Here is a 24,492-nt window from a genome sequence, read left to right as displayed (position 1 = left end):
CGGCTGGCGCTCTTCGAGTTACAGGTTAAACTGCGCCGGCCATCCAATAATTCCACTGAGGCGCCGTGCATGAAATTCCGTTTTCTTCTCTGGGTGCTTGGCCTGTTGATGGGCAAAGCCAGCCGCAACAATCCTGCTTTCCAGCAACAGTTGGGTGACAAGGAGCTGGTGTTCCAGCTGCAGACGCTCGACGGCAAGGTTGCTCGGCATTTTTTCGTCAAGGACCAGCGCGTCACCAGCCGTTCGGGGTTCTATCCCGAGCCGGCATTCGCCATCGCCTTCAAGGATGCCGCCTACGGCTTCGCCACCCTGCAGGCGAAGAACAAGCAGTTGGCATTCATGACCGGTATTCAGGACAAGTCGATCCAGATCAAGGGCAACCCGGCCCTGGTGATCTGGTTCCAGGGGCTGACCAAGTACCTGAAACCGAAAAAGGCCAAGCCCAAGGCTTGACCGGGAAACTTCGCCGGCAAGCCGCCTCCTGCAGGAGTGGGCGGGCCGGCGAATGGACTCAGGCCTGGCTGAACTGCGAAGCCAGTTCCCGCAGCAGTACTTCGGCTTCCAGCACCTTGCTCACCACGTCGTCCGCCTTGTCCCGGGTCAGGCCCAGGCGTTCCAGCAGGGCGTCGGGGATATCCTCGTGGGGCCCGGAGCCGATGCCCCGGCTGCGCAGCAGGCGCACGGCCAGGCACACCAGGTTCGGGTACTCGGCATAGGCGCCGTCGTAGCTCGGGTCGTGCTGGAAGCGCAGGGCGGTGCACAGCTCTTCCGGCATGTCCCAGTAGCGCATCAGCCAGGCGCCGATCTGTTCGCGGCTGATACCCAGCAGGTGCTGTTCGACATAGCTGTGGCACAGGTGCGGGTTGACCTCCAAATGCCGGCAGATCAGCGAGAAGTGCGGCGGGAACACGTGGGCCAGCAGCAGGTAGCCGAAGTTGTGCAGCAGGCCGGCCAGGTAGGTCAGGCCGGCTTCCGGGCGCTGGGCACGGGGCATGGCGCGGGTCAGGCCCTCGATCACCGCGGCGGTGTAGATCGACTGCTGCCAGTAAGGCGTGGCGTGCTGCGGCTGGTCCTTGGGCAGGCTCAGGGTCTTGCCCAGGGCCAGGCCCAGTGCCAGGTTGATCACCAGGTCGAAGCCCAGCACGCGGACGATGGCGTCTTCCACCGAGCGGATCTTGCCGGGCGAGGCGTAGTAGGGCGAGGCGGCCCAGCTGACCACCTGGGCGGCCAGGGCCGGGTCGGTTTCCACCACACCGGTGATGTCGTCGATGGTGGCGTTGGGGTCGACCCGCAGCTTGATGATCTTCTGCGCGGTTTCCGCCAGGGGCGGGATCTCGATGGTGGCTTCCAGGCGCTGCTGGATGCGCCGCGCGGTGAAGGCCTGCATCGCCTGGGAGATCTCCTCGCGGTCATCGTCCGGGCGGTCGAGGTTGGGGCGAATGCTGCTCAGGGGCTCGCCGAAGTTGCCGGCGCTGGCTTTGCTGAGCATGCTCTTGAAGGCTTCGCTGGTGATCTCCAGCAGTACCCCGGGCTCGCCGGAGTTGATCAGCAGGCAGGGCTCGCGCAGCAGGCTTTCTTCGTACAGGCACGGTGAGCTGGTGAGCGCCGGCAGGCCGGGCAGCAGGCTCAGGCTGTGCTTGCCGAGCATGCGCTCCAGGCGTTCGGTGGAAACGGCGGTCAGGCGGCGGCCGGTGAGTTCGGCCAGGCGGTTGAGGTCCAGTAACTGGCTCTGCGGGAACAGCACCATCAGCGCGCCGACGGCGTCGTCCAGCAGTACCGCCTGGACCTTGCGCGCAGCCGGCAGGCCCGGCTGGTCGATCACTTCGTTGTAGCTGATGGCCAGCTTGCCGAGCAGCAACCGGATAACAGACGGAGCGTGTGGGGTTGCAATGTCGAGGGCAACTTCTGTCATGGTCTGGTATCCGTTTTTCTACAATTTGACGAGTATAACCAGCTTGGTTATGGCGAGGGTTCACTAACTGAGTGTTGGTTCACACTTGGCCGTATTGCTGTCCGTGGCGCAGCCAGCGCTCCAGCAACGGGCTGACATGGTCCGGCCAGCGCTCCAGCAGGGCCTGGGCGGCATCGCGTACCGCCGGCAGCAGGTCGGCGTCGCGCATCAGGTCGGCGACCTTGAATTGCAGGAGGCCGGTCTGCCGGGTGCCGAGCATTTCCCCGGGGCCGCGCAGCTCCAGGTCCTTTTCGGCGATGACGAAACCGTCGTTGGTTTCACGCATGATGCCCAGGCGCTGGCGACCGATCTGTGAAAGCGGTGGGTGGTAGAGCAGCACGCAGTGGCTGGCGGCGCTGCCGCGCCCGACCCGGCCGCGCAGCTGGTGCAACTGGGCCAGGCCCAGGCGTTCGGGGTTTTCGATGATCATCAGGCTGGCATTGGGTACGTCGACCCCGACCTCGATCACCGTGGTGGCCACCAGCAGTTGCAGGTTGCCGGCCTTGAACTCGGCCATCACCGCGGCTTTCTCGGGGGCCTTCATGCGGCCGTGGATCAGCCCTACGCGCAATTCGCCCAGGGCGCTGGAAAGGTCTTCGAAGGTGGTTTCCGCGGCCTGGCAGGTCAGTTCCTCGGACTCTTCGATCAGGGTGCAGACCCAGTAGGCCTGGCGCCCTTCCGCGCAGGCGGCGCGTACCCGCTCGATGACTTCGATGCGCCGGCTGTCGGTCACCAGCACGGTGTTCACCGGGGTGCGACCGGGAGGCAGTTCGTCGAGGATCGAGGTGTCCAGGTCGGCGTAGGCGCTCATGGCCAGCGTTCGTGGGATCGGCGTGGCGGTCATGATCAACTGGTGCGGGCACAGGCGGCCGCCCACGCCTTTCTGGCGCAGGGCCAGGCGCTGCTGCACGCCGAAGCGGTGCTGTTCGTCGATGATCACCAGGGCCAGGTTCTTGAACTGCACTTCGTCCTGGAACAGCGCGTGGGTGCCCACCACCATCGGTGCGCCACCGGCAATCTGTTCCAGGGCTGCGCTGCGGGCCTTGCCCTTGAGCTTGCCTGCCAGCCAGGCGACTTCCAGGCCCAGGGGCTCGAGCCAGCGCTTGAAGGTGATGAAGTGCTGCTCGGCGAGGATTTCCGTCGGCGCCATCAGTGCCACCTGGTAGCCGGCCTCCAGTGCTTGCAGGGCGGCCAGGGCGGCGACCACGGTCTTGCCGGCGCCCACGTCGCCCTGGATCAGTCGCAGCATGGGCTCGGGCTGGCTCAGGTCGTAGGCGATCTCGTTGCCCACGCGCTGTTGCGCGCCGGTGGGAGCGAAGCCCAGGTTCTTCAGGTACTTGACCGGCAGTTTCCTGGCCAATGGCAGCACCGGGGCGCGCTGGGAGCGCAGGCTGTCGCGCAGACGCTGCTGGGACAGCTGGTGGGTCAGCAATTCCTCGAACGCCAGGCGGTGCTGGGCCCAGTGGTGCCCCAGGGCCAGTTCGTCGACATCGGCGTCCGCCGGCGGGTGATGCAGGTAGCGGATCGCATCGTCCAGGGGCGCCAGCTGATAGTCCCGGGCCAGCTCTTCCGGCAGCCAGTCGGGCAGGCTGCGCGGGCCCAGCAGGGCCAGGCTCTGTTGGCACAGCAGGCGCAGGCGCTGCTGGGTCAGGCCTTCGGTCAGGGGGTAGATCGGTGTCAGGGTCTGGTCCACCGGCGGCGGCTCGTCGCCGCTGATGGCACGGTATTCCGGGTGGTAGATCTCCAGGCCCGAGGCGCCGGGCCGGGCTTCGCCATAGCAGCGCACACGGGTGCCGCGCTTCAGGCCGTCCTTCTGCGCATTGCTGAAATGGTAGAAGCGCAGGCTCAGGCCGCCGGTACCGTCCTGCAGGCGCACCAGCAGGCTGCGGCGCTTGCCCATGACCACATCGGCGCCACTGACGGTGCCTTCGATCACAGCATCCTGGCCAGGGCGCAGGGCGCCGATCGGCACCACGCGGGTGCGGTCCTGGTAGCGCAGGGGCAGGTGGAACAGCACGTCCTGAAGGTTTTCCAGGCCGACCTTGGCCAGCTTCTCGGCCATGGCTTCGCCGACGCCCTTGAGTGCCGTGACCGGCACTTTCGACAGCTCAGTCATTGCGAGCGCTTAACTCGCGGCGGGCGGCTTGGCCACCGAGCACAGGCGGATCGAGTCGGCGAGGATCTCGATGGCCTTGGGCCGCGGGAAGCTGGCGCGCCAGGCGATGGCCACGGTGCGGAACGGCACGGGCGGGGTCAGGGGGCGGACTTCGATCACCCCGGGGGCGTAGTGATGGCTGTCCACGGCCGACAGCGGCAGGATCGAGATGCCCAGGCCGGAGGCGACCATGTGGCGGATGGTTTCCAGGGAACTGGATTCCACGGTGGTGTGCTTGGCGCCGTCGTTGCCCTTGGTCAGGGTCGGGCAGGCCTCCAGGACCTGGTCGCGGAAGCAGTGGCCTTCGCCCAGCAGCAACAGGCTCTTGTCGTTGAGCAGGTTGGCGTCGATGGTTTCCTTCTTGGTCCAGGGGTGGCCGCTGGGCATCAGCACATAGAAGGGTTCGTCGTACAGCGGCAGGGTCAGGACATCGGCCTCGTTGAACGGCAGGGCGATGATGATCGCGTCGAGCTCGCCGTTGCGCAGTTTGTCGCGCAGTACGTGGGTGAAGTTCTCTTCTATATACAGCGGCATCTGCGGAGCGACCCGGTGCAACTGGGGAATCAGGTGCGGGAACAGGTAGGGGCCGACGGTGTAGATCGCCCCGACCTTGAGCGGTGCGGTCAGCTGGTTCTTGCCGGCCTGGGCCAGCTCACGGATACCCTGGGCCTGCTCCAGGACCTTTTGCGCCTGGGCGACGATGGTCTCGCCCACCGGGGTCAGGCGCACGGCGCTCTTGCTGCGCTCGAAAATCAGCACGCCGAGTTCGTCTTCAAGCTTTTTCACGCCGACCGACAGGGTGGGCTGGCTGACATGGCAGCGCTCGGCGGCATGGCCGAAGTGCTGCTCTTGGGCGAGGGTAACGATGTAGCGCAATTCTGTAAGAGTCATAGCGGGCGTCCGTGAGGTTGCGGCCAAGCATAACGGCTGCAATCGATAGACGCACGTTATCAGACCGAGGGTGGAATGCGACACCCGCCAATGCCTGCTTCAGGCGGCACAAACGCGAAGGGCACCTTGAAGGTGCCCTTGCGGTGGATCAGCGGCGGCCGCGGCTGCGGTCGATCTCGTAGTTGTACGAGGCGGTGATTTCCACGCTGCCGTTGTTGAGCATGTCTGCCGGTGGCTTGGGCAGCGGCTGGGCACGACGGATCATGTCCAGGGTGGCCCGGTCCAGATCGGCATTGCCCGATCTGCCTACCAGCTCATAGGACAGCACCTTGCCTTCGGCATCGACGACGAAGCGCAGGGAGTTGGTGCCTTCCTTGCCTCGACGCTGAGCCTCGCTCGGATAGCGCTTGTACTTGGCCAGGTGCGCCTGCAATTCCCCCTGCCAGTTAGCCTTGGCGGCGGCCTGGGCCGGTGACGGGCCAGGGGTCGCAGGAGCGGGCTGCTTGGACGGAGCCGGTGTGACCGGGGCGTCGCTGGGCTTTTCCTCGGAAGGCTTTTCCTTGGGCGGCTCAGGCTTGACCACCGGCTTTGGCGGTTGCGGCTTGGGCTTCTGCTTCACCGGCTTGGGTACCGAGATGGTCGGCTTCGGCGCTTCGGCCAGTTTCGGCAACGGCAGTTCTTCCACGGGGGCCGGCGGTTGTGGTGGGGTCACCACTTTCGGCGGCGCCGGTGGAGGCGGCACAGGGGCAGGTGCCAATTCCACCACCATGGCTTGGGGGGGATGGGCATGGGCTGTGGCTTGGACCAGTTGAGGGCGAGCAGGATCGCCAACCCATGGACGCCCAACACCACCGCCAGGCTACCGCTGTAACGCGTCAGTCTTTGGCGCGTCGTGATCATTTCTTGGCTGCCGTCTCAAGTCCGACCAGGCCGACTTTCAGGTATCCGGCCGCGCGCAGGGTGTCCATCACACTCATCAGGTCGCCGTAATCCACACCTTTGTCGGCCTGGAAGAAGATGGTCGTGTCTTTCTTGCCCTGGGTCCGGGCGTCGAGGATGGCGCCAAGGGTTTCAGCCTTGACTTCGTCTTCGCCGAGGAACAGGCGCTTGTCGGCCTTGACGCTGAGGAACACCGGTTTTTCCGGCCGCGGCGCCGGTTTGGCGCTGGAGGCGGGCAGGTCGACCTTGATGTCCACGGTGGCCAGCGGTGCGGCCACCATGAAGATGATCAGCAGCACCAGCATCACGTCGATGAACGGCGTGACGTTGATCTCGTGGTTTTCGGCCAGGTCGTCGCCTGCGCCTTCTTTCAAATGCAAGCCCATGGCTGATTACCCCACTTTCACCATGTGCGGTTGTGCGGAACGCTCGTTCGGCTGGTGATCCAGGTCGCGGCTGACCAGCAGCAGGACCTCGGCCGAGGCGTCGGTGACCTGGGCCTTGTAGCCGGTGATGGAGCGAGCGAAGACGTTGTAGATCACCACCGCGGGAATCGCGGCAACCAGGCCCAGGGCGGTGGCCAGCAGGGCTTCGGCGATACCGGGGGCAACCACGGCAAGGTTGGTGGTCTGGGTTTTGGCGATGCCGATGAAGCTGTTCATGATGCCCCACACGGTGCCGAACAGGCCGACGAACGGCGCGGTGGAACCGATGGTAGCCAGCACGCCGGTGCCGCTGCTCATGTTGCGGCCGCAGGCAGCCACCAGGCGCTCCAGGCGGAAGCTGACGCGCTCCTTGATGCCTTCCTTCTCGCGGCTGTTGGCCGAAAGGCGCATCTCTTCCAGGGCATCGTGCACCAGCAGGTTGGCCAGGGTGCCCTCCTTGGTGGCGGTGGCGCTGGCTTCCTTGAGGGTGGTGGCCTTTTTCAGTGCGGCGATTTCACTGCGCAGGCGGCGCTTGGCACCCATCAGCTCGAAGCCTTTGGCGATCCAGATGGTCCAGGTGATGATCGAGGCGATGGCCAGGCCGATCATCACCAGTTTCACGATGATGTCGGCGTTCTGGTACATGCCCCACGGCGACAGGTCATGGGCCATGCCCAGGGTGTTGTCGGCCTCCAGGACTTCAGGAGCGTCTTCGCCGATAGCGGGCTGGCCTTCGGCCTGGACTGGCTCGCCGGCCACTGGGGCTGCGGCTGGAGCGGTCGGGTCGGTGGCCGTATGTTCAGCGGCTGGAGCGGTCGCGGCAGGGGCTGCGGCGGTGGCTGGGGCGTGCTGGTCGGCAAAGGCTGCGGTCGGTGCCAGCAGCAGGCTGCACAACAGCGCTGCAACCGCGCTCATGGCGCGCAGCGGGCTTGGGCGTTTGGTTGGCGAGACGGAGAGTTGGTTGCTTGTCATGCTGGCCGGACCTGAGAGGAGAAAAGGGTGAAATGTCCTTCTAGGCCTCGCAGGGCCGAGAACAAAATGGGCGGTTATTATTGCAAGTAATTCTTGTTAACAGAAGTAATAGAGTATCTTTTTTTCCTTGATTGCTAGCCGTTCGTCCAGTGCGAGGGCTAGTCTTGACCTTTCCCAAAGGAGTTTTCTGATGTCCTCCCCCTCTGTATTGATCGCCGGTTGCGGTGATGTCGGGAGTCGCCTGGCGACTCAACTGCTGGCCGAGCAATGGCAGGTTTACGGCCTGCGTCGCAACGTATCGCGCTTGCCACAGGGGGTGGTGGGCATTGCAGGTGACCTGTTCAGCGAGCAATGCCCCGGGCAATGGCCGCAGAAGTCGGCGGACTATCTGGTGTATTGCGCGGCGGCCACCGAGCATGACGAAGCCGGATATCGCGCGGCTTATGTCGATGGTCTGAAGCATGTACTGGGCTGGCTCAAGCAGCGCGGCCAGGCGCCCAAGCGTTTGCTGTTTGTCTCCAGCAGCAGCGTTTATGAGCAGAAGGACGGTGAGTGGGTCGACGAGACTTCCGTGGCCGAGGCCCAGGCCTACTCCGGACGCATGATGCTGGAAGCCGAGCAGGTGGCTCTGGGCAGCGGTATTCCCGCCACTGTGGTGCGCTTGACCGGCATCTATGGCCCGGGTCGCGAGTGGCTGCTGACCCAGGTGCGCCGGGGTTATCGCGTGGCGATCGAGCCGCCGTTGTACGGCAACCGTATTCACGCGGACGATGCCGCGGGCCTGCTGGCGTTCCTGATCAAGGCGGACCGCAGTGGCACGGCGCTGGATGATTGCTATATCGGCGTGGACGATGCGCCCGCGCCCCTGGCGGAGGTCGTCGACTGGCTGCGCGATTACCTGGGCGTCACCGAATGGGCGGACGATGCCAGCGTGCGTCGTACCGGCAGCAAGCGTTGCAGCAATGCCCGGGCCAGGGCGCTGGGCTGGGTGCCGCGCTATCCGAGTTATCGCGAAGGTTATGCTGCGATTCTGACGACGCAGGGCTAAGTTGCCCGAGCAGCTTGAGGTCGCGGTCGAAGGCTGCGACCGGCTTCCCGAGGGCGTCGCTGCCGACAGGCCGAAGGTCCTGTGGACCTTGTCGCAGCCTGCGGCAGCGGCTACAGGGTAGTTACTGCTTTTCCAGCAACCACTGCTGGCTGCCCGGCGTCAGCGAGGGCACTTCATCCGCCAGGGCGGCATTCACCGCCTGGAAGATCTCCAGCTGTTGATCCTTGCGCACGAAGATCCAGGAGTTGCCCTGGCCGTTGAGCTGCAGCCAGATGCTATCGTTGCCGCCGCTCATCGAGGCGCAGTCGCCAGCCAGGCACAAGGCGTAGCGATCGGCGCCCGGCAGGCCCTGGACGGCGCCGTTTGCCTGGAACTGCACTTCGTTGCCCAGGCCCGGCCCGTTGACGATCTTCCACTTGCCACCCAGGTACGCCGAGTACAAGGCGCGCTCGAAGTTGGCGCCTAGTGGCGCGCCTTCGGGGGCGGGGTCTTTGGGGCGGTCGAAGACCTGCTCGGGCTCATTGTCGTTGGCCACTTGCAGCAGTTGCTTGCCGTTGCGCTTCAAGTCGGTGGCGGCGCTGCCATAGAACTCGACTTTTGCAGTGCTGGAACCGTCGCCGATGATCTTGCCTTCGACGGTTTCGAAACCGTTGGTGTAGCGGGCCTGGCCAGCCTTGGTATTGAGCTCCCATTCCAGGTTCGGGCCGTAGGCCTGGAGGGCTTCACGCAAAGGGCCGCCCTTGGAGGCTGCGTCGATCGCTACCTGATTGATCCAGATGCCGCCCACATCGTTTTTGGCGGGGTCGCTGGCACAACCGCCGAGCAGTACGGCGAGCAGCGAAACAGCTAGCGCTTGGCGCATGACGAAATCCTTTCAGAACGAAAACGGCGCAGCCTTGAGGGCTGCGCCGCGGGTGTTACTCGATGACCAGAATGGCATCCATTTCAACCTGTGCACCCTTTGGCAGGGCGGCCACGCCAATGGCGGCGCGGGCTGGGTAAGGCTGTTGGAAATACTTGCCCATGATCTCGTTGACCTTGGCGAAGTGGCCCAGGTCGGTGAGGAAGATGTTCAGCTTGACGATGTCCTTGAACGAACCGCCAGCGGCCTCGGCTACCGACTTGAGGTTTTCGAACACCTGGACGGTCTGGGCTTCGAAGCCTTCCACCAGCTCCATGGTCTTGGGGTCCAGAGGGATCTGGCCGGACATGTAGACGGTGTTGCCAGCCTTGATCGCCTGGGAGTAGGTGCCGATGGCAGCAGGTGCCTTGTCGCTGGTGATAACAGTCTTGGTCATGAATGACTCCTTGTAATGGACGGGCTACGCACGCATGCGGGTGATGCGGATGACCCCGGTCAGGGCGCGCAGTTTCTTGATCACGCGGGCCAGGTGTACGCGGTCGTGCACGCTGACCACCAGTTGGACCACGCTGATGCGACCATCGCGTTCGTCCATGCTGATTTTCTCGATGTTGCCGTCGGCGGCGTTGACGCTGCTGGCCAGCAGCGCGATCAGGCCGCGTTGGTGTTCCAGTTCGACGCGCAGTTCGACATTGAATTCGCCGGTGACATCCTTGGCCCAGGAGAGCTGGATGCACTTTTCCGGGTTATGGCGGATTTCGCTGATATTGCGGCAGTTGTCCAGGTGCACCACCATCCCCTTGCCAGCGGACAGGTGGCCGACGATCGGATCGCCCGGGATCGGCGTGCAGCACTTGGCGTAGCTCAGCACCAGGCCTTCGGTGCCGCGGATTGCCAGCGGGCCTTCCGGGCTTGGCAGCTGTTCGCCTTCGCCCAGCAGGCGGCGCGCCACAACGTAGGCCATGCGGTTGCCCAGGCCGATGTCTTCCAGCAGGTCTTCGATCAGTTCCAGGCGGTATTCCTGGAGAATCGCCTGAATGCGTTCGGCCGGGACCTTTTCCAGGGAGCTGTCGAAGCCGTTGAGCACCTTGTTCAGCAAGCGTTCGCCGAGGCTGATGGACTCGGAGCGGCGCTGCAGCTTGAGAGCATGGCGGATATGAGTGCGGGCCTTGCCGGTGACCACGAAATTCAGCCAGGCCGGGTTCGGGCGCGCGCCCGGGGCGCTGACGATTTCCACTGTGGAACCGCTTTGCAGGGGTTCGGACAGCGGCGCCAGGCGACGATTGATCCGGCAGGCGATGCAGCTGTTGCCGACGTCGGTGTGTACCGCGTAGGCGAAGTCCACCGCGGTGGAGCCTTTGGGCAGCTCCATGATCCGGCCTTTGGGCGTGAACACGTAGACCTCGTCCGGGAACAGGTCGATCTTCACGCTCTCGATGAATTCCAGGGAGTTGCCGGCGCGTTGCTGCATTTCCAGCACGCCCTTGACCCATTGGCGGGCGCGGGCGTGAGTGCCTTTGGGCTGTTCGTCGCCACTGGATTTGTACAGCCAGTGGGCGGCGATGCCGTTATTGGCCATTTCTTCCATTTCCCGGGTACGAATCTGGATCTCGATGGGTACTCCGTGCATGCCGAACAGCGTGGTATGCAGCGACTGATAGCCGTTGGCCTTGGGAATGGCGATGTAGTCCTTGAAGCGTCCCGGCAGCGGCTTGTACAAATTATGTACAGCGCCGAGTACGCGATAGCAGGTGTCTACCTTGTCGACGATGATGCGGAACGCATAGACGTCCATGATCTCGTTGAAGGCCCGACGCTTGCCGCGCATCTTCTTGTAGATGCCGTACAGGTGCTTCTGGCGACCGCTGACCTCGCCCTGGATGCCGTCGATGGCCAGGCAGTGGCTGAGGGATTCCTCGATCTTGTTGACGATTTCCTTGCGGTTGCCCCGGGCGCGCTTGACCGCCTGGTAGATCCGCGCGGAACGCATCGGGTGCATCGCCTTGAAGCCCAGGTCTTCGAATTCGATGCGGATGGCATGCATGCCCAGGCGGTTGGCGATGGGGGCGTAGATCTCCAGGGTTTCCTTGGCGATCCGCCGACGCTTCTCGCCGGAAAGTACTTCCAGGGTGCGCATGTTGTGCAGGCGGTCGGCCAGCTTGACCAGGATCACGCGAATGTCGCGGGCCATGGCCATGGCCATCTTCTGGAAGTTTTCCGCTTGGGCTTCGGCCTTGGTTTCGAAGTTCATCTGGGTCAGTTTGCTGACCCCATCCACCAATTCGGCCACGGTTTCGCCGAACTGCGCGCTGAGCGCTTCCTTGGCGATGCCGGTGTCTTCGATGACGTCATGCAGCATCGCGGCCATCAGGCTCTGATGGTCCATGTGCATGTCGGCAAGAATGTTCGCTACCGCGAGTGGGTGCGTGACGTACGCCTCGCCGCTGCGACGGCGTTGACCGTCATGGGCTTGTTCGGCGTAGAAATACGCTCGGCGGACCAGATTGACCTGGTCCGTGCCGAGATAGGTCGATAAGCGATCGGCGAGGGCGTCTATGCTCGGCATGATGTCTCCTGCCGTAAGCTGTGATCCCGCGCCGTGCTACGTCGACCAGGCATAGGCTCAGACGGCCTCGTTGGACTCGTCCTCGAAAGCAGCGAAAAGCGGCTCATCTTCAACGATTTCGGCTTCGGCGATGGCTGCGTAGTCGATCAGGCCTTCAGCGATTTCGCGCAGGGCGACAACGGTAGGCTTGTCGTTTTCCCATGCTACTTTCGGCTCTTTGCCGCCGGTGGCCAGTTGACGGGCACGCTTGGTAGAGAGCATGACCAGCTCAAAGCGGTTATCCACGTGTTCTAGGCAGTCTTCAACGGTTACGCGGGCCATGGTCTTCCTCGTAGCAAATGCAATATGCGCGCTGCCCGGATGGGCGAGCGGACTCAACAGTTTAAAAAATCACCAGCGTTAAGGGAAGCGCTGATTTTTTAACCAAGCCCTTCAACGCGCTGCAAGTGCCAATGTAAAGCGCTTGCAGCGGTTTTGGGAAGTGCTGTTTTAACCCAGGAGTTCAGCCAGCAATTTGCCGAAACGCTGCTGCTGGCGTTTCTGTTGCAGCTGATTGGCGCGGAAAATCGCCTTCAGGTCGCCCAGCGCGTGGGCGAAATCGTCGTTGATGATCAGATAGTCGTAGTCGACGTAGTGGCTCATTTCGCTGACGGCTTCGCGCATCCGCCCGTCGATGACCTCGTCACTGTCCTGCCCACGGTTGGTCAGGCGCTGGTGCAGGGCTTGCAAGGACGGTGGCAGGATGAAGATCGAACGGGCCTGGGGCATCAGCTTGCGTACTTGTTCCGCGCCTTGCCAGTCGATTTCCAGAATCAGGTCGTGACCTGCGTCCAGGGTTTGCTGCAAGTGGCTTTGCGAGGTTCCGTAGAGGTTGCCGAACACTTCGGCGCGCTCCAGGAAGTCCCCGTGCTCACCCATCTTCACGAACGTCTCGCGGGAGACGAAGTGATAGTTCACGCCGTCTACCTCGCCGGGGCGCATGGCACGGGTGGTGTGGGAGACCGAGACACGAATCTCCGGTTTGGCGTCGGTCAGGGCCTTGACCAGGCTGCTCTTGCCCGCGCCCGACGGCGCGGAAATGATGTACAGGGTGCCGGTGCTGTGGGTCATGTCAGTTGCCTTACTCAATGTTCTGCACTTGTTCGCGCATTTGCTCGATCAACACCTTGAGGTTGACCGCAGCTTGGGTGCTGCGCGGGTCGAAGGCCTTGGAGCCCAGTGTGTTGGCTTCGCGGTTGAGTTCCTGCATCAGGAAGTCCAGGCGCCGCCCGGCCGCGCCGCCGGACTTGAGCACGCGACGTACTTCAATGATGTGGGTGCTCAGGCGGTCCAGTTCTTCGGCGACGTCGCTTTTCTGTGCCAGCAGCACCATCTCCTGTTCGAGACGGGTCGGATCCAGCTCAGCCTGCATGTCGGCGAAGCGGTCGAGGATCTTCTGGCGCTGGGTCGCGAGCATCTGCGGGACCAGTTCACGCAGGGTCGCCACGTCTTCCTCGATGGAGGACAGGCGTTCGTCGATCAGCCTGGCCAGTTCGGCGCCTTCCCGTTCGCGGCCATTCTTCAGTTCCTTCAAGCCCTGGTTGAACAGGGCCAGGGCGTCACTGTTCAAGGCTTGCGGGTCAGTGGCGTCGGCCACCAGTACGCCCGGCCAGGCCAGGACTTCCAGCGGGTTGAGCGCGGCCGGCTGCTTGATCAGGCTGGCGACGGACTCGGCGGCAGCGACCAGTTGCGCGGCGCGCTCGCGATCCACCTGCAGCGGTTTGCCGGCGGTTTCCTCGATGAAGCGCAAGGTGCACTCGACCTTGCCGCGGGACAGGCCCTGGCGCAGGGCTTCGCGGACCGCGCCTTCAAGGTCGCGAAAGGCTTCCGGCAAACGCAGGTGCGGCTCCAGGTAACGGCTGTTGACCGAGCGCAGTTCCCAGCTCAGGGTGCCCTGAGTGCCTGCCCGTTCTGCCCGGGCGAAGGCGGTCATGCTGTGCACCATGGAGGTACCTCCGATTCAGCGCCGGCACCAACCGTGAGGGGGGGTGGGCGGGCCTGATAAAGATGAATTGAAGCCGACAGGCTGCGAAGGCGCAGGATTGTAGCGCAGTGCGGTCGGAGCCCCCAAACCCTGGCGCTGCCAATGCATTGCAGCTCGTCGCAACAGGACTCATCCGCGGTGTAAATGCTCCTTTGACCTTTTTAGGCGTGCCCTGGCGCGGTTGCGGGCTTTATAATGCTCGGCAGTTTTCCGTCCCCGTACAGGTGTTCCCCTATGAAACGTCCAAGTGGTCGCGCCGCCGATCAGCTCCGCTCGATCCGCATCACCCGCAACTACACCAAACACGCCGAGGGATCTGTACTGGTCGAGTTCGGTGATACCAAAGTGATCTGCACGGTCAGCGTCGAGAACGGTGTGCCGCGCTTCCTCAAGGGCCAGGGCCAGGGTTGGCTGACTGCCGAGTACGGCATGCTGCCGCGGGCTACCGGCGAGCGTAACCAGCGCGAAGCCAGCCGTGGCAAGCAGGGCGGTCGGACCCTGGAGATCCAGCGCCTGATCGGCCGTTCGCTGCGCGCCGCACTGGACATGTCCAAGCTGGGCGACGTCACCCTGTATGTCGATTGCGACGTGATCCAGGCCGACGGCGGTACTCGTACCGCATCGATCACTGGCGCCATGGTGGCCCTGGTCGACGCCTTGAAAGTGATCAAGAAGCGCGGTGGCCTGAAAGGCGGCGATCCGCTGAAGCAGATGATCGCCGCGGTATCCGTTGGCATGTACCAGGGCGAACCGGTCCTGGACCTGGATTATCTGGAGGACTCGGCTGCCGAAACCGACCTCAACGTTGTGATGACCAGCACCGGTGGTTTCATCGAAGTGCAGGGCACTGCCGAAGGTGCGCCGTTCCAGCCGGCTGAACTGAATGCGATGCTGGCCCTGGCCCAGCAAGGCATGAACGAGATTTTCCAACTGCAGCAAGCCGCGCTCGCCGATTGATGGGCGCAGGTCTTCAGCAAGGAGAGCACCATGAGTGATGAACAACTGCCGCTGCCTACGCCGAGCCACGAAGTCCGGCAATGGGCGATGTTTTGTCACCTGTCCGCCTTACTGGGGATCTGGGTTCCTTTCGGCACACTGATCGGACCGTTGATTCTCTGGCAGATGAAGCGCGAAACCGATCCCTTTATCGATGCCCAGGGCAAGGAAGCACTGAACTTCCAGCTAACCGTCGCCATTGCGTCGGCGGTGTGCTTCCTGTTGATGATCGTGGTGATCGGGTTCTTCATGTTCGGCCTGCTGGCGATCGGAGCCCTGGTGCTGACCATCATCGGCGGAGTCAAGGCTGGCGAAGGGGTGCCTTATCGCTACCCCTTCACCTGGCGCCTGATCAAGTAGCTCGAGCAAGCACAAAAAAGCCGACAGCGATGTCGGCTTTTTTGTGGCGGTGAAAGGACGCTTAGATGGTCAGCGTCCAGTCATAGTCCACGATCAGCGGTGCGTGCTGCGAGAAGCGTGGCTGGCGCGGCAGGCGAGCGCTGCGGACAAAGCGACGCAGGCCGGGAGTCAGCAACTGGTAGTCGAAACGCCAGCCCAGGTTCAGCATCTCGGCCTGTTCGTTGTCCGGCCACCAGCTGTACTGGTCGCCTTCACGGCTGACTTCACGCAATGCGTCGACATAACCCATGTTGCCAATGATCTCGTCCATCCAGGCACGTTCAGGTGCCAGGAAGCCCGGAGATTGCTGGCTGTCGCGCCAGTTCTTGATATCCAGCTTCTGTTGCGCCACGTACAGCGAGCCACAATAAATGTACTCGCGACGTTTGCGCCGCTGTTTATCCAGATAACGGGCGAAATCGTCCATTAGCTTGAACTTCTGGTTCAAGTCTTCATCGCCGTTCTGCCCTGATGGAAGCAGCAAGGTCGCGATGCTGACCTTGTCGAAATCGGCTTGCAGGTAGCGCCCGTAACGATCGGCTGTCTCGAAGCCGAGGCCGCTGATGACCGCCTTCGGCTGCAACCGCGAATACAAAGCCACACCGCCTTGGGCAGGGACTTCGGCATCGCAGGCATAAAGGAAGTAGCCATCCAGTTGGAAGGCTGGGTCGTCCAGTTCAAAGGCAGAGGCGCGGGTGTCCTGCAGGCAGATGACGTCGGCATTCTGTGCCTGCAGCCAACTGAGCAAACCACGCTCCACTGCAGCCTGAATACCATTGACGTTCACACTGATGATCCGCATAAATGGCCCCAAAAATCACGTGCGTGTATGATACCCGAGCTCTACCTAATTAGCTAAATCCGTGGTATCTGGGGTTTTTTCATGCAGGCGTATCAGCGCGATTTCATTCGTTTTGCCATCGATCGCGGGGTTTTGCGCTTCGGTGAGTTCACCCTGAAGTCCGGGCGCACCAGCCCTTACTTCTTCAATGCCGGCCTGTTCAACAGCGGTTCGGCGCTGGCCCAGCTGGGGCGTTTCTACGCCGCTGCGATCGTCGAAAGCGGCATTCCCTTCGATGTGCTGTTTGGCCCGGCCTATAAAGGCATTCCTCTGGCGGCGGCCACTGCGGTGGCGCTTGCCGAGCATCACCAGCGCGATCTGCCCTGGTGCTTCAACCGCAAGGAAGCCAAGGCTCACGGCGAAGGCGGCAGCCTGGTGGGGGCTCCCTTGACCGGCGATGTGCTGATCATCGACGACGTGATCACCGCCGGCACGGCGATCCGCGAAGTGATGCAGATCATCGAGTCCCAGGACGGCGCCAAGGCGGCCGGGGTGCTGATCGCCCTGAACCGTCAGGAACGCGGCAACGGCGAGTTGTCGGCGATCCAGGAGGTCGAGCGTGACTTCGGCATTCCGGTGGTGAGCATTGTCTCCCTGACCCAGGTCCTGCAGTTCCTGGCGGATGATCCGGCGCTCAAGCAGCATCTGCCGGCGGTGGAAGCCTACCGCGCGCAGTACGGAATCTGACCTGTAGGAGCCGGCTTGCCGGTGAAGAGGCCTTTGGGCCTTGAGTTGCCCGCGTGAGTGCCTTCGCCGGCAAGCCCGCTCCCACAAAGATTGCGTCGATAAAAAAGCCCCCGCCCGGGATCCCGGGCGGGGGCTTTTTTGTGCCTGGTGCTTAAGGACGCTTGCGGTTGCTGATCAGGGTGCCGACACCCGTATCGGTGAAGATCTCCAGCAGGATCGCGTTGGGCACGCGACCGTCGATGATCAGCGAACTGCCGACCCCGCCTTGCACGGCTTCCAGCGCGCAGCGGATTTTCGGCAGCATGCCGCCGTAGATGGTGCCGTCGGCGATCAGTTCGTCGACCTGCTGGGTGCTCAGGCCGGTGAGGACCTTGCCCGACTTGTCCATCAGGCCGGCGATGTTGGTCAGCAGCATCAGCTTTTCGGCTTTCAATGCTTCGGCCACCTTGCCAGCCACCAGATCGGCGTTGATGTTGTAGGACTCGCCGTTGGCGCCGACCCCGATCGGTGCGATCACCGGGATGAAATCACCCTTGACCAGCAGGTTCAGCAGGTCGGTGTTGATCCCGACCACTTCGCCCACATGGCCGATATCGATGATTTCCGGGGTGGTCATTTCCGGCGTCTGGCGGGTCACGGTGAGTTTTTTCGCCCGGATCAGCTCGGCATCCTTGCCGGTCAGGCCGATGGCGCTGCCGCCGTGACGGTTGATCAGGTTGACGATGTCCTTGTTGACCTGGCCACCGAGGACCATCTCCACCACGTCCATGGTTTGCGCATCGGTCACGCGCATGCCATCGACGAAGTGGCTTTCAATGGAAAGGCGCTTGAGCAGGTCACCGATCTGCGGGCCGCCACCGTGCACCACCACCGGGTTGATCCCGACAGCCTTCATCAGCACGATGTCGCGGGCGAAGCCGGTTTTCAGCTCCTCGCTTTCCATAGCGTTGCCGCCGTACTTGATCACCAGGGTCTTGCCGACATAGCGGCGAATATAAGGCAGCGCTTCGGATAGGACCTTGGCGGTATTGGCGGCGGCATCGCGTTCGATGGTCATTCAGGGCTCCGGTGCTTCAAACAATCAAAACGGTAGTTGGAGATCAGGTGCAACACGTTTCAGCTGGGTGTGGAACACATCCTTGATGCGCTGCAGTTCGGCTGCATCATCAGCCTCGAAGCGCAGCACCAGCACAGGGGTGGTGTTGGAGGCGCGAACCAGGCCCCAGCCCTTGGCATAGTCGACCCGCACCCCGTCAATGGTGGTCAGGTCGGCGCCTGCACCCCACTGCGCGTCGTGCAGGGCGTCAATGATGCTGAATTTGCTCTCTTCGGTCACATGGATATTGATTTCCGGCGTAGAAATATCGTTCGGGAAGGTGGCGAACAACTCTTCCGCGGTGGATTTTTCCTTGCTGAGGATCTCCAGCAACCGTGCGGCGCTATAAATGCCGTCGTCGAAGCCGAACCAGCGTTCCTTGAAAAACACATGGCCGCTCATTTCGCCGGCCAGTAGAGCGCCGGTCTGTTTCATTTTCTTTTTGATCAACGAGTGACCGGTCTTCCACATTAGCGGGCGACCGCCATATTCCTTGATCAGCGGAATCAGGCGTCGGGTGCATTTGACGTCGAAGATGATCTCCGCATCCGGGTTGCGCGCCACCACGTCCTTGGCGAACAGCATCAACAGGCGGTCGGGGAAGACGATGCTGCCGGTGTTGGTCACCACGCCGACACGATCGCCGTCGCCGTCGAAGGCCAGGCCCAGGTCGGCGCCGGTTTCCTTGACCTTGGCAATCAGGTCCTCGAGGTTCTCGGGCTTGCCCGGATCCGGGTGGTGGTTGGGGAAGTTGCCGTCCACTTCGCAGAACAGCGGGATCACTTCGCAGTTCAGGGCTTCGATCAACTGTGGGGCAATCACCCCGGCGGCGCCGTTGCCGCAATCCACCACGACTTTCAGGCGGCGGGCCAGCTTGACGTCACGGATGATCTCCTCGGCGTAGCGCGGCAGGATGTCGACCTGGGTGACGCTGCCCTGGGCGCTGCTCAGGTTGTTGCTCTTGAGGCGCTCGTGCAGGGCCTGGATCTGTTCATTGGCCAGGGTGTCGCCGGCGATGACGATCTTGAAACCGTTGTAGTTCGAGGGGTTGTGGCTGCCGGTGAGCATTACGCCGGACTTGCCGGCCAGTACGTTGGCCGCGTAATACAGGGCCGGGGTCGGCACCAGGCCGACGTCGCTGACGTGGCAGCCGCTGTCGTGCAGGCCCTGGATCAGTTGCGCCACCAGTTCCGGCCCGGACAGGCGGCCATCGCGGCCCACGGAGACGTTCGGTTCACCCTGGGCCAGGCTCTGGGAGCCGATGGCGCGGCCGATCCAGTAGGCGGTTTCAGCAGTCAGGGTTTGCGGTACAACGCCGCGGATGTCGTAGGCGCGGAAGATGCTGTCGGGGAATTTCGGGGCGACTTTAGCTGCGTTGCTCATCACTGAGGGTGCTCCATCTGAAGGGGTGCAGTACGGCCGTGAGAGGACAGGCCGGCAGGCTCAAACTGAAGGGTATGACGGCGTTTTCAGCATAGAGTTCGTACTGCGAAAGTGCCATCTGACGGGCTCCGTCCCCTCCGGAACCGGTCAGCAGCCCGGCCTGGCGGGGGCCAGGCACCCTGCAAAAAAATGCTGGTCCTCGGTCCTTGATTGCTCTCGCAAGGGGGCGGAGCAGGCAGGCTGCCCACTCCGAGAGGCAGATCAGTGGCTGCCGGAGTGGCCGAAGCCACCTGCGCCGCGCTGGCTTTCATCAAAGGCTTCGACCACTTCGAAATGCGCCTGGACCACAGGCACCAGCACCAGTTGGGCGATGCGCTCGCCGACGGCGATGTTGAAGGCGCTCTGGCCACGGTTCCAGCAGGACACCATCAGTTCGCCCTGGTAGTCCGAGTCGATCAGGCCCACCAGGTTGCCCAGCACGATGCCGTGCTTATGGCCCAGGCCGGAGCGCGGCAGGATCAGCGCTGCCAGGCCCGGATCGCCAATGTAGACCGACAGCCCGGTAGGGATCAGCAGCGTCTGGCCTGGCTCCAGAAGGGTGTCTTCCTTGAGCATGGCTCGCAGGTCGAGGCCGGCGGAGCCCGGCGTGGCGTACTGCGGCAGAGGGAATTCGTTGCCGATGCGTGGGTCGAGGATCTTGGCTTGTAAAGCGTGCATGCGAGTTAAACCTGGTTCAGCCGTTCGGCGATAAAAGAGATCAGCTGGCGGGCAATCTTGCCCTTGCTGGTCTGGGCGAAGAGAGTTGCGTGCAACTCCCGGTCAATCACGCTGCAGGCGTTTTCCTCGCTGTTGAAGCCAATGCTCGGGTTGGCAACGTCGTTGGCGACGATCAGATCGAGGTTCTTGTCCTTCAATTTGCGTGCAGCGTAGTCGAGCAAGTTTTCGGTTTCTGCGGCGAAACCGACACTGAAAGGCCGATCCGGACGGCTGGCAATGGTGGCCAGGATGTCCGGGTTGCGCACCATCTGCAGCAACAGGCCGTCACCTTTCGTAGGGTCTTTCTTTAATTTTTGTGGGGCGACGACTTCCGGTCGGTAGTCCGCGACCGCCGCAGAGGCGATGAAAACGTCGCATGGGATCGCCGACTCACAGGCTGCGAGCATGTCCCGGGCGCTGACAACGTCGATCCGCGTGACTCTATCGGGGGTTGGCAGGTGTACCGGCCCGGTGATCAGGGTCACCCGGGCACCGGCTTCAACCGCAGCCTCGGCCAGGGCGAAGCCCATTTTTCCTGAGCTATGGTTGGTGATGTAGCGCACCGGATCGATGTTTTCCTGGGTCGGCCCGGCGGTAATCAGCAGGTGCTTGCCGGTCAGCGCCAGATGCTGGAAGCAATCGGCGGCGCTCTGGGCCAGGTCGTTGGCCTCCAGCATGCGGCCCAGGCCGACATCGCCACAGGCCTGGCTGCCGGAAGCCGGGCCGAAGACCTTCAGGCCACGGCTTTGCAGCAGTTGGGTATTGGCTTGGGTGGCAGGGTCGCGCCACATGGCCTGATTCATCGCCGGGGCGATGGCGACGATGGCATCGGTGGCCAGCACCAGGGTGGTCAGCAGATCGTCGGCAATGCCCTGGGCCAGGCGGGCAATCAGGTCCGCGGTGGCCGGCGCGATCAGCACCAGGTCGGCCCACTTGGCCAGCTCGATATGGCCCATGGCGGCTTCGGCAGCCGGGTCCAGCAGGTCGAGGTGGACCGGGTGCCCGGAGAGCGCTTGCATGGTCAGCGGGGTAATGAATTCACTGCCGCCCCGGGTCATGACCACGCGCACTTCGGCGCCCTGGTCGAGGAGTCGGCGAACCAGCTCCGCGCTCTTGTAGGCGGCAATGCCGCCGCCGACGCCGAGCACGATGCGTTTCCGATACAGCCGCTGCATAGGCCTGTCTTTCCGTTCAGTGATTGCTGCGTGGCATGCCCCCTCCCCAGGTGAAATACCACGCAAAAAAGAGGGGGCTAAGATAGCACAGCGCCCGCTGTCGAACAGCGGCGCCATGCACAGGGAGGTGTGATGAGTATTCGTGACTGGCCCGCGGCGGAGCGTCCGCGGGAACGGCTTCTGGAGCAGGGCGCCATCAGCCTTTCCGACGCCGAGCTACTGGCTATTTTCCTGCGCACCGGGGTGGCCGGTAAAAGCGCGGTGGACCTGGCGCGGCATCTGTTGCGGCGCTTTGGCAGCCTGCGCAGGCTGCTGGAGGCCGATCAACTGACCTTCACCCGCCAACTGGGGCTGGGCCCGGCCAAGTACGCCTTGTTGCAGGCGGTGCTGGAAATGGCCCGCCGGCATCTGGCGGAGAAACTGCATCGCCAGTCCGCGTTGGAGAACCCGCTGGTGGTGCGCGATTACCTGAAGTCGATGCTGCGCCACGAGCCCCATGAAGTGTTCGGTTGCCTGTTTCTCGACACGCGGCATCGTGTACTGACCTTCGAAGTGCTGTTTCAGGGCTCCATCGACAGCACCACGGTGTACCCGCGGCAGGTGATCAAGCGCGCCTTGGCGCACAATGCAGCGGCGGTGATCCTCTGCCACAACCATCCGTCAGGCATTTGCGAGCCCAGCCCGGCCGACCGGGTAGTGACCCGACGTTTGCAGGAGGCACTGGAGTTGATCGATGTGCGGGTGCTGGACCACTTCATCGTGGGGGAGGGCGACCCGCTGTCGATGGCCGAGTACGGCTGGATCTGAATGCAGCCGGCTTCAAGGCCTGGGTGGGCCTTGAAGCCGGCCGGCAGTTCACTTGATGCTGACTTTCGAATAGTCCTGGCGCCCGAAGGGGCTCACCTGGTAGCCCTCGACCTGCTTGCGAGTCAGGGCGAATGCGGTCGGGTGTGCCAGGGGCAGCCACAGCGCCTGCTGCTGGATCTGGGTCTGGGCCTGTTGGTACAGCTTGCTGCGCACACCCTGTTCGCTGGTGGTCTTGCCGGCCGTGATCAGCTTGTCCAGGTTCTGGTCGCAGTAGCGGGCGAAGTTGGTGCCGGACTTGACGGCGGCGCAGGTGAACTGTGGCGAGAGGAAGTTATCCGGGTCGCCGTTGTCGCCAGCCCAGCCCATGAACAGCAGGTCGTGCTCGCCGGCCTTGGCGCGGCGGATCAGTTCACCCCATTCGATCACGCGGATTTCCGCCTGGATCCCTACTTGGGCCAGGTCCGATTGCAGCAACTGCGCGCCCAGGCTGGGGTTGGGGTTGAGCAGGCTGCCAGAGGGGCGGGTCCAGAGGGTGGTCTGGAAGCCGTTCTTCAGGCCAGCCTTGGCCAGCAGTTGGCGAGCCTTTTCCGGGTCGTGGGCGTACCCGGGCAGGTCCTTGGCGTAGCTCCAGGTATTGGGCGGGTAAGGGCCGTTGGCGGCTTCGGCGGTGCCTTCAAAGACCGCCTTGAGGTAGCTGCCCTTGTCGAAGGCCAGGTTGATTGCCTGGCGTACCTCGGGTTTGTCCAGGGGTGGGTGCTGGCTGTTGATGGCGACGAAGGCGGTCATGAAGGCTGCGGTGTGCTCGACCTTCAGTGCCGGATCCTCGCTGGCGGCCTGGACATCCAGGGGCTTGGGCGACAGCGCGATCTGGCACTCGTTGCGGCGCAGCTTCTGCAGGCGCACGTTGGCGTCCGGGGTGATGGCAAAGATCAGCGAATCGACCGCAGGCTTGCCGGCAAAGTAGTCGCGGTTGGCCTTGTAGCGGATCGAGGCGTCTTTCTGGAAGCGCCCGAAGATGAACGGGCCGCTGCCGATCGGCTGGCTGTTGAGCTTCTCCGGGGTGCCGGCCTTGAGCAGTTGCTCGGCGTACTCCGCCGAGTAGATCGAGGCGAAGCCCATGCTCAGGGTGGCGAGGAAGGTCGAATCGGCGTGGTCCAGGGTAAAGCGTACGGTCAGCGGGTCCAGGGCATCGATCTTCTTGATCAGGCTGGGCAACTGCAGGGATTGGGCGTGGGGAAAGCCGCTCTGGGCGATCTTGTGCCACGGATGGGCCGGATCGAGCATGCGCTCGAAGCTGAACTTGACGTCTTCGGCGGTCAGCTCGCGGCTGGGGTTGAAATACTCGGTGCGGTGGAACTTGACCTTGGGGTGCAGCTTGAACACGTAGGTCAGGCCGTCGGCAGAGACCTCCCAGCTGTCGGCAAGGCTGGGGACTACCTTGCCGCTATCGGCGTCGAACTCCACCAGGCGGTTCATCAGCACGTCGGCGGATGCGTTGGTGGTGGTCAGTGAGTTGTACTGCACCACGTCGAAGCCCTCCGGGCTGGCTTCGGTGCAGACGCTCAGCGCGGCAGCCTGGGCCAGGGGGCTCAGGAGAGGGGCGAGCAGGAGCGGGAGGGCGGCAAGACGCATGGTCGGGTTCCTTGTGCAGATCGAAAGCCCATCTGCGAGTGCAGTCTGGAAATGCCTTACCCTAGTGGGCTCTTTGTAAAATGACTATCCCTTTTGTATCGAGTGACGAAACCTCGGGCTCGGCCGGGGTTCCAGGCGTGATTTTCCGCAGGCATGACCGCGCCCAATGGCGGTTTTGTGCCTGGGGTTTCGGGAGAAATATATTCTGCGACGAGCGGTAGATTTCTGCGGTAGCCTTTGCCGCAGGCGTCCGGCGCAAGAAAATCAGGACTTTTCGTCATCCTGGGCACAGCGGTTGTTGTTGCTCTGGGGTCTTTCTGGTATAAAGCAGCGCTCTTTTCTAGGGGCCCGGTTCCTTCGCTTGTAGGTGTAGCCGGTAAGACCCTAAAGAAACGCGGCGCCTGGCGCCAAATGACTGAGAGATTAAGCGGCCAACCCATGCCGGGTTGGGCATGTGGTTTTAGAGGGCTGAGGCATGTCTAGAGTCTGTCAAGTTACCGGTAAGGGTCCGGTGACTGGGAATAACATTTCCCACGCAAACAACAAAACCCGTCGTCGTTTCCTGCCGAACCTGCAGCATCACCGCTTCTGGGTTGAGTCCGAGAAACGTTTTGTGCGTCTGCGCGTATCTGCCAAAGGCATGCGTATCATCGACAAGCGCGGCATTGATGTCGTGCTGGCCGAAATCCGTCGCGATGGCGGCAAGGTTTAAGGGAGCTAATCATGCGTGAATTGATTCGTTTGATCTCGAGCGCCGGTACTGGTCACTTCTACACTACCGACAAGAACAAGCGTACTACTCCGGACAAAATCGAGATCAAGAAATATGATCCGGTTGTTCGCAAGCACGTGATCTACAAGGAAGGCAAAATCAAGTAATTGATTTTT

24 protein-coding genes and 2 pseudogenes are annotated in these 24,492 nt (G+C 62.8%); 8 read left to right on the top strand and 18 right to left on the bottom strand.

What is annotated here, in order from left to right:
• Positions 1-69 precede the first annotated feature (69 nt).
• Positions 70-453 (top strand): hypothetical protein, encoded by a 384-nt coding sequence (locus KI242_RS30810; RefSeq protein ID WP_015637475.1) that lies wholly within the window; start codon positions 70-72, stop codon positions 451-453.
• A 58-nt stretch (positions 454-511) separates the two neighbouring features.
• Here KI242_RS30810 and KI242_RS30805 read toward each other — a convergent pair whose 3' ends face one another.
• The 6 genes and pseudogenes from KI242_RS30805 to exbB all read right to left on the bottom strand — a co-directional run bounded on the left by KI242_RS30805 (position 512) and on the right by exbB (position 7,333).
• Positions 512-1,912 carry an aminoacyl-tRNA deacylase and HDOD domain-containing protein gene (locus KI242_RS30805; RefSeq protein ID WP_011064240.1) on the bottom strand — a complete coding sequence of 467 codons (1,401 nt, stop codon included), beginning with the start codon at positions 1,910-1,912 and terminating at the stop codon, positions 512-514.
• Between the two features lie 79 nt (positions 1,913-1,991).
• Positions 1,992-4,067, bottom strand: coding sequence for an ATP-dependent DNA helicase RecG (gene recG / locus KI242_RS30800; RefSeq protein ID WP_015637474.1), 2,076 nt, complete (start codon positions 4,065-4,067; stop codon positions 1,992-1,994).
• A gap of 9 nt (positions 4,068-4,076) precedes the next feature.
• A complete protein-coding gene (locus KI242_RS30795) occupies positions 4,077-4,997 on the bottom strand; it encodes a hydrogen peroxide-inducible genes activator (RefSeq protein ID WP_011064238.1) in 921 nt (306 codons plus the stop codon).
• 148 nt (positions 4,998-5,145) lie between these two features.
• Positions 5,146-5,897 (bottom strand): annotated as a pseudogene (locus KI242_RS30790) (energy transducer TonB).
• Positions 5,894-6,322 (bottom strand): TonB system transport protein ExbD, encoded by a 429-nt coding sequence (gene exbD / locus KI242_RS30785; protein ID WP_011064236.1) that lies wholly within the window; start codon positions 6,320-6,322, stop codon positions 5,894-5,896. The pseudogene KI242_RS30790 and the gene exbD overlap by 4 nt, the downstream one beginning before the upstream one ends.
• 6 nt (positions 6,323-6,328) lie before the next feature.
• Positions 6,329-7,333 (bottom strand): tonB-system energizer ExbB, encoded by a 1,005-nt coding sequence (gene exbB, locus KI242_RS30780; protein WP_011064235.1) that lies wholly within the window; start codon positions 7,331-7,333, stop codon positions 6,329-6,331.
• A gap of 190 nt (positions 7,334-7,523) precedes the next feature.
• On the opposite strand from exbB, the gene KI242_RS30775 reads away from it, so the two are divergent.
• On the top strand, positions 7,524-8,381 hold the full coding sequence (locus KI242_RS30775; RefSeq protein WP_212805786.1) for an SDR family oxidoreductase: 858 nt from the start codon (positions 7,524-7,526) through the stop codon (positions 8,379-8,381).
• 121 nt (positions 8,382-8,502) lie between these two features.
• Here KI242_RS30775 and KI242_RS30770 read toward each other — a convergent pair whose 3' ends face one another.
• The 6 genes from KI242_RS30770 to KI242_RS30745 all read right to left on the bottom strand — a co-directional run bounded on the left by KI242_RS30770 (position 8,503) and on the right by KI242_RS30745 (position 13,793).
• Entirely contained in the window at positions 8,503-9,243 is a 741-nt protein-coding gene (locus tag KI242_RS30770) for a hypothetical protein (protein WP_041120389.1), read from the bottom strand.
• A 55-nt stretch (positions 9,244-9,298) separates the two neighbouring features.
• Entirely contained in the window at positions 9,299-9,679 is a 381-nt protein-coding gene (locus tag KI242_RS30765; protein ID WP_125063455.1) for a RidA family protein, read from the bottom strand.
• Positions 9,680-9,703: 24 nt separating this feature from the next.
• Positions 9,704-11,809, bottom strand: a complete 2,106-nt coding sequence (spoT, locus tag KI242_RS30760) for a bifunctional GTP diphosphokinase/guanosine-3',5'-bis pyrophosphate 3'-pyrophosphohydrolase (RefSeq protein WP_011064232.1) — start codon at positions 11,807-11,809, stop codon at positions 9,704-9,706.
• Between the two features lie 57 nt (positions 11,810-11,866).
• Positions 11,867-12,130, bottom strand: coding sequence for a DNA-directed RNA polymerase subunit omega (rpoZ, locus tag KI242_RS30755; RefSeq protein ID WP_007921129.1), 264 nt, complete (start codon positions 12,128-12,130; stop codon positions 11,867-11,869).
• Between the two features lie 168 nt (positions 12,131-12,298).
• Positions 12,299-12,919, bottom strand: a complete 621-nt coding sequence (gmk, locus tag KI242_RS30750; protein ID WP_011064231.1) for a guanylate kinase — start codon at positions 12,917-12,919, stop codon at positions 12,299-12,301.
• Positions 12,920-12,929: 10 nt separating this feature from the next.
• Complete coding sequence (locus KI242_RS30745) at positions 12,930-13,793, bottom strand: YicC/YloC family endoribonuclease (RefSeq protein WP_011064230.1); 864 nt, start codon at positions 13,791-13,793, stop codon at positions 12,930-12,932.
• Between the two features lie 273 nt (positions 13,794-14,066).
• Here KI242_RS30745 and rph point away from each other — a divergent pair, with 273 nt between their 5' ends.
• Positions 14,067-14,789 (top strand): ribonuclease PH, encoded by a 723-nt coding sequence (gene rph, locus KI242_RS30740; RefSeq protein ID WP_011064229.1) that lies wholly within the window; start codon positions 14,067-14,069, stop codon positions 14,787-14,789.
• A 30-nt stretch (positions 14,790-14,819) separates the two neighbouring features.
• The gene (locus KI242_RS30735; RefSeq protein WP_011064228.1) at positions 14,820-15,188 is read left to right on the top strand and encodes a DUF4870 domain-containing protein; all 369 of its coding nucleotides are present in this window, start codon (positions 14,820-14,822) and stop codon (positions 15,186-15,188) included.
• A 61-nt stretch (positions 15,189-15,249) separates the two neighbouring features.
• On the opposite strand, the gene KI242_RS30730 is transcribed toward KI242_RS30735, so the two are convergent.
• Positions 15,250-16,029 (bottom strand): exodeoxyribonuclease III, encoded by a 780-nt coding sequence (locus KI242_RS30730; RefSeq protein WP_011064227.1) that lies wholly within the window; start codon positions 16,027-16,029, stop codon positions 15,250-15,252.
• An 81-nt stretch (positions 16,030-16,110) separates the two neighbouring features.
• Here KI242_RS30730 and pyrE point away from each other — a divergent pair, with 81 nt between their 5' ends.
• Positions 16,111-16,755: an orotate phosphoribosyltransferase gene (gene pyrE / locus KI242_RS30725; RefSeq protein WP_011064226.1), complete on the top strand. Its 645-nt coding sequence runs from the start codon at positions 16,111-16,113 to the stop codon at positions 16,753-16,755.
• A 151-nt stretch (positions 16,756-16,906) separates the two neighbouring features.
• On the opposite strand, the gene argB is transcribed toward pyrE, so the two are convergent.
• From argB to coaBC, 4 genes and pseudogenes are all read right to left on the bottom strand, one after another.
• Positions 16,907-17,812 carry an acetylglutamate kinase gene (gene argB / locus KI242_RS30720; RefSeq protein ID WP_011064225.1) on the bottom strand — a complete coding sequence of 302 codons (906 nt, stop codon included), beginning with the start codon at positions 17,810-17,812 and terminating at the stop codon, positions 16,907-16,909.
• A gap of 24 nt (positions 17,813-17,836) precedes the next feature.
• Positions 17,837-19,195, bottom strand: a pseudogene (locus tag KI242_RS30715) (phosphomannomutase/phosphoglucomutase); the annotation flags it as partial.
• 300 nt (positions 19,196-19,495) lie between these two features.
• Positions 19,496-19,951, bottom strand: coding sequence for a dUTP diphosphatase (gene dut, locus KI242_RS30710; protein WP_152686529.1), 456 nt, complete (start codon positions 19,949-19,951; stop codon positions 19,496-19,498).
• 5 nt (positions 19,952-19,956) lie between these two features.
• Positions 19,957-21,165 (bottom strand): bifunctional phosphopantothenoylcysteine decarboxylase/phosphopantothenate--cysteine ligase CoaBC, encoded by a 1,209-nt coding sequence (gene coaBC, locus KI242_RS30705; RefSeq protein WP_161466776.1) that lies wholly within the window; start codon positions 21,163-21,165, stop codon positions 19,957-19,959.
• A gap of 132 nt (positions 21,166-21,297) precedes the next feature.
• Between coaBC and radC the strand changes: the two genes are divergently transcribed.
• Positions 21,298-21,972, top strand: coding sequence for a DNA repair protein RadC (gene radC / locus KI242_RS30700; RefSeq protein WP_011064221.1), 675 nt, complete (start codon positions 21,298-21,300; stop codon positions 21,970-21,972).
• A 48-nt stretch (positions 21,973-22,020) separates the two neighbouring features.
• Here radC and KI242_RS30695 read toward each other — a convergent pair whose 3' ends face one another.
• On the bottom strand, positions 22,021-23,604 hold the full coding sequence (locus KI242_RS30695; protein WP_015637469.1) for an ABC transporter substrate-binding protein: 1,584 nt from the start codon (positions 23,602-23,604) through the stop codon (positions 22,021-22,023).
• 475 nt (positions 23,605-24,079) lie between these two features.
• On the opposite strand from KI242_RS30695, the gene rpmB reads away from it, so the two are divergent.
• Both rpmB and rpmG read left to right on the top strand, forming a co-directional pair.
• Positions 24,080-24,316, top strand: coding sequence for a 50S ribosomal protein L28 (gene rpmB / locus KI242_RS30690; protein ID WP_011064219.1), 237 nt, complete (start codon positions 24,080-24,082; stop codon positions 24,314-24,316).
• 11 nt (positions 24,317-24,327) lie between these two features.
• Positions 24,328-24,483: a 50S ribosomal protein L33 gene (gene rpmG / locus KI242_RS30685; RefSeq protein ID WP_003177274.1), complete on the top strand. Its 156-nt coding sequence runs from the start codon at positions 24,328-24,330 to the stop codon at positions 24,481-24,483.
• Positions 24,484-24,492 lie beyond the last annotated feature (9 nt).

Source organism: Pseudomonas sp. Eqa60, from assembly GCF_018326405.1.
GTDB classification, from domain to species: Bacteria; Pseudomonadota; Gammaproteobacteria; order Pseudomonadales; family Pseudomonadaceae; genus Aquipseudomonas; species Aquipseudomonas protegens.
The sequence above is the reverse complement of the archived record's forward strand: the minus strand, read 5'-3'. Positions and strand labels throughout refer to the sequence as shown.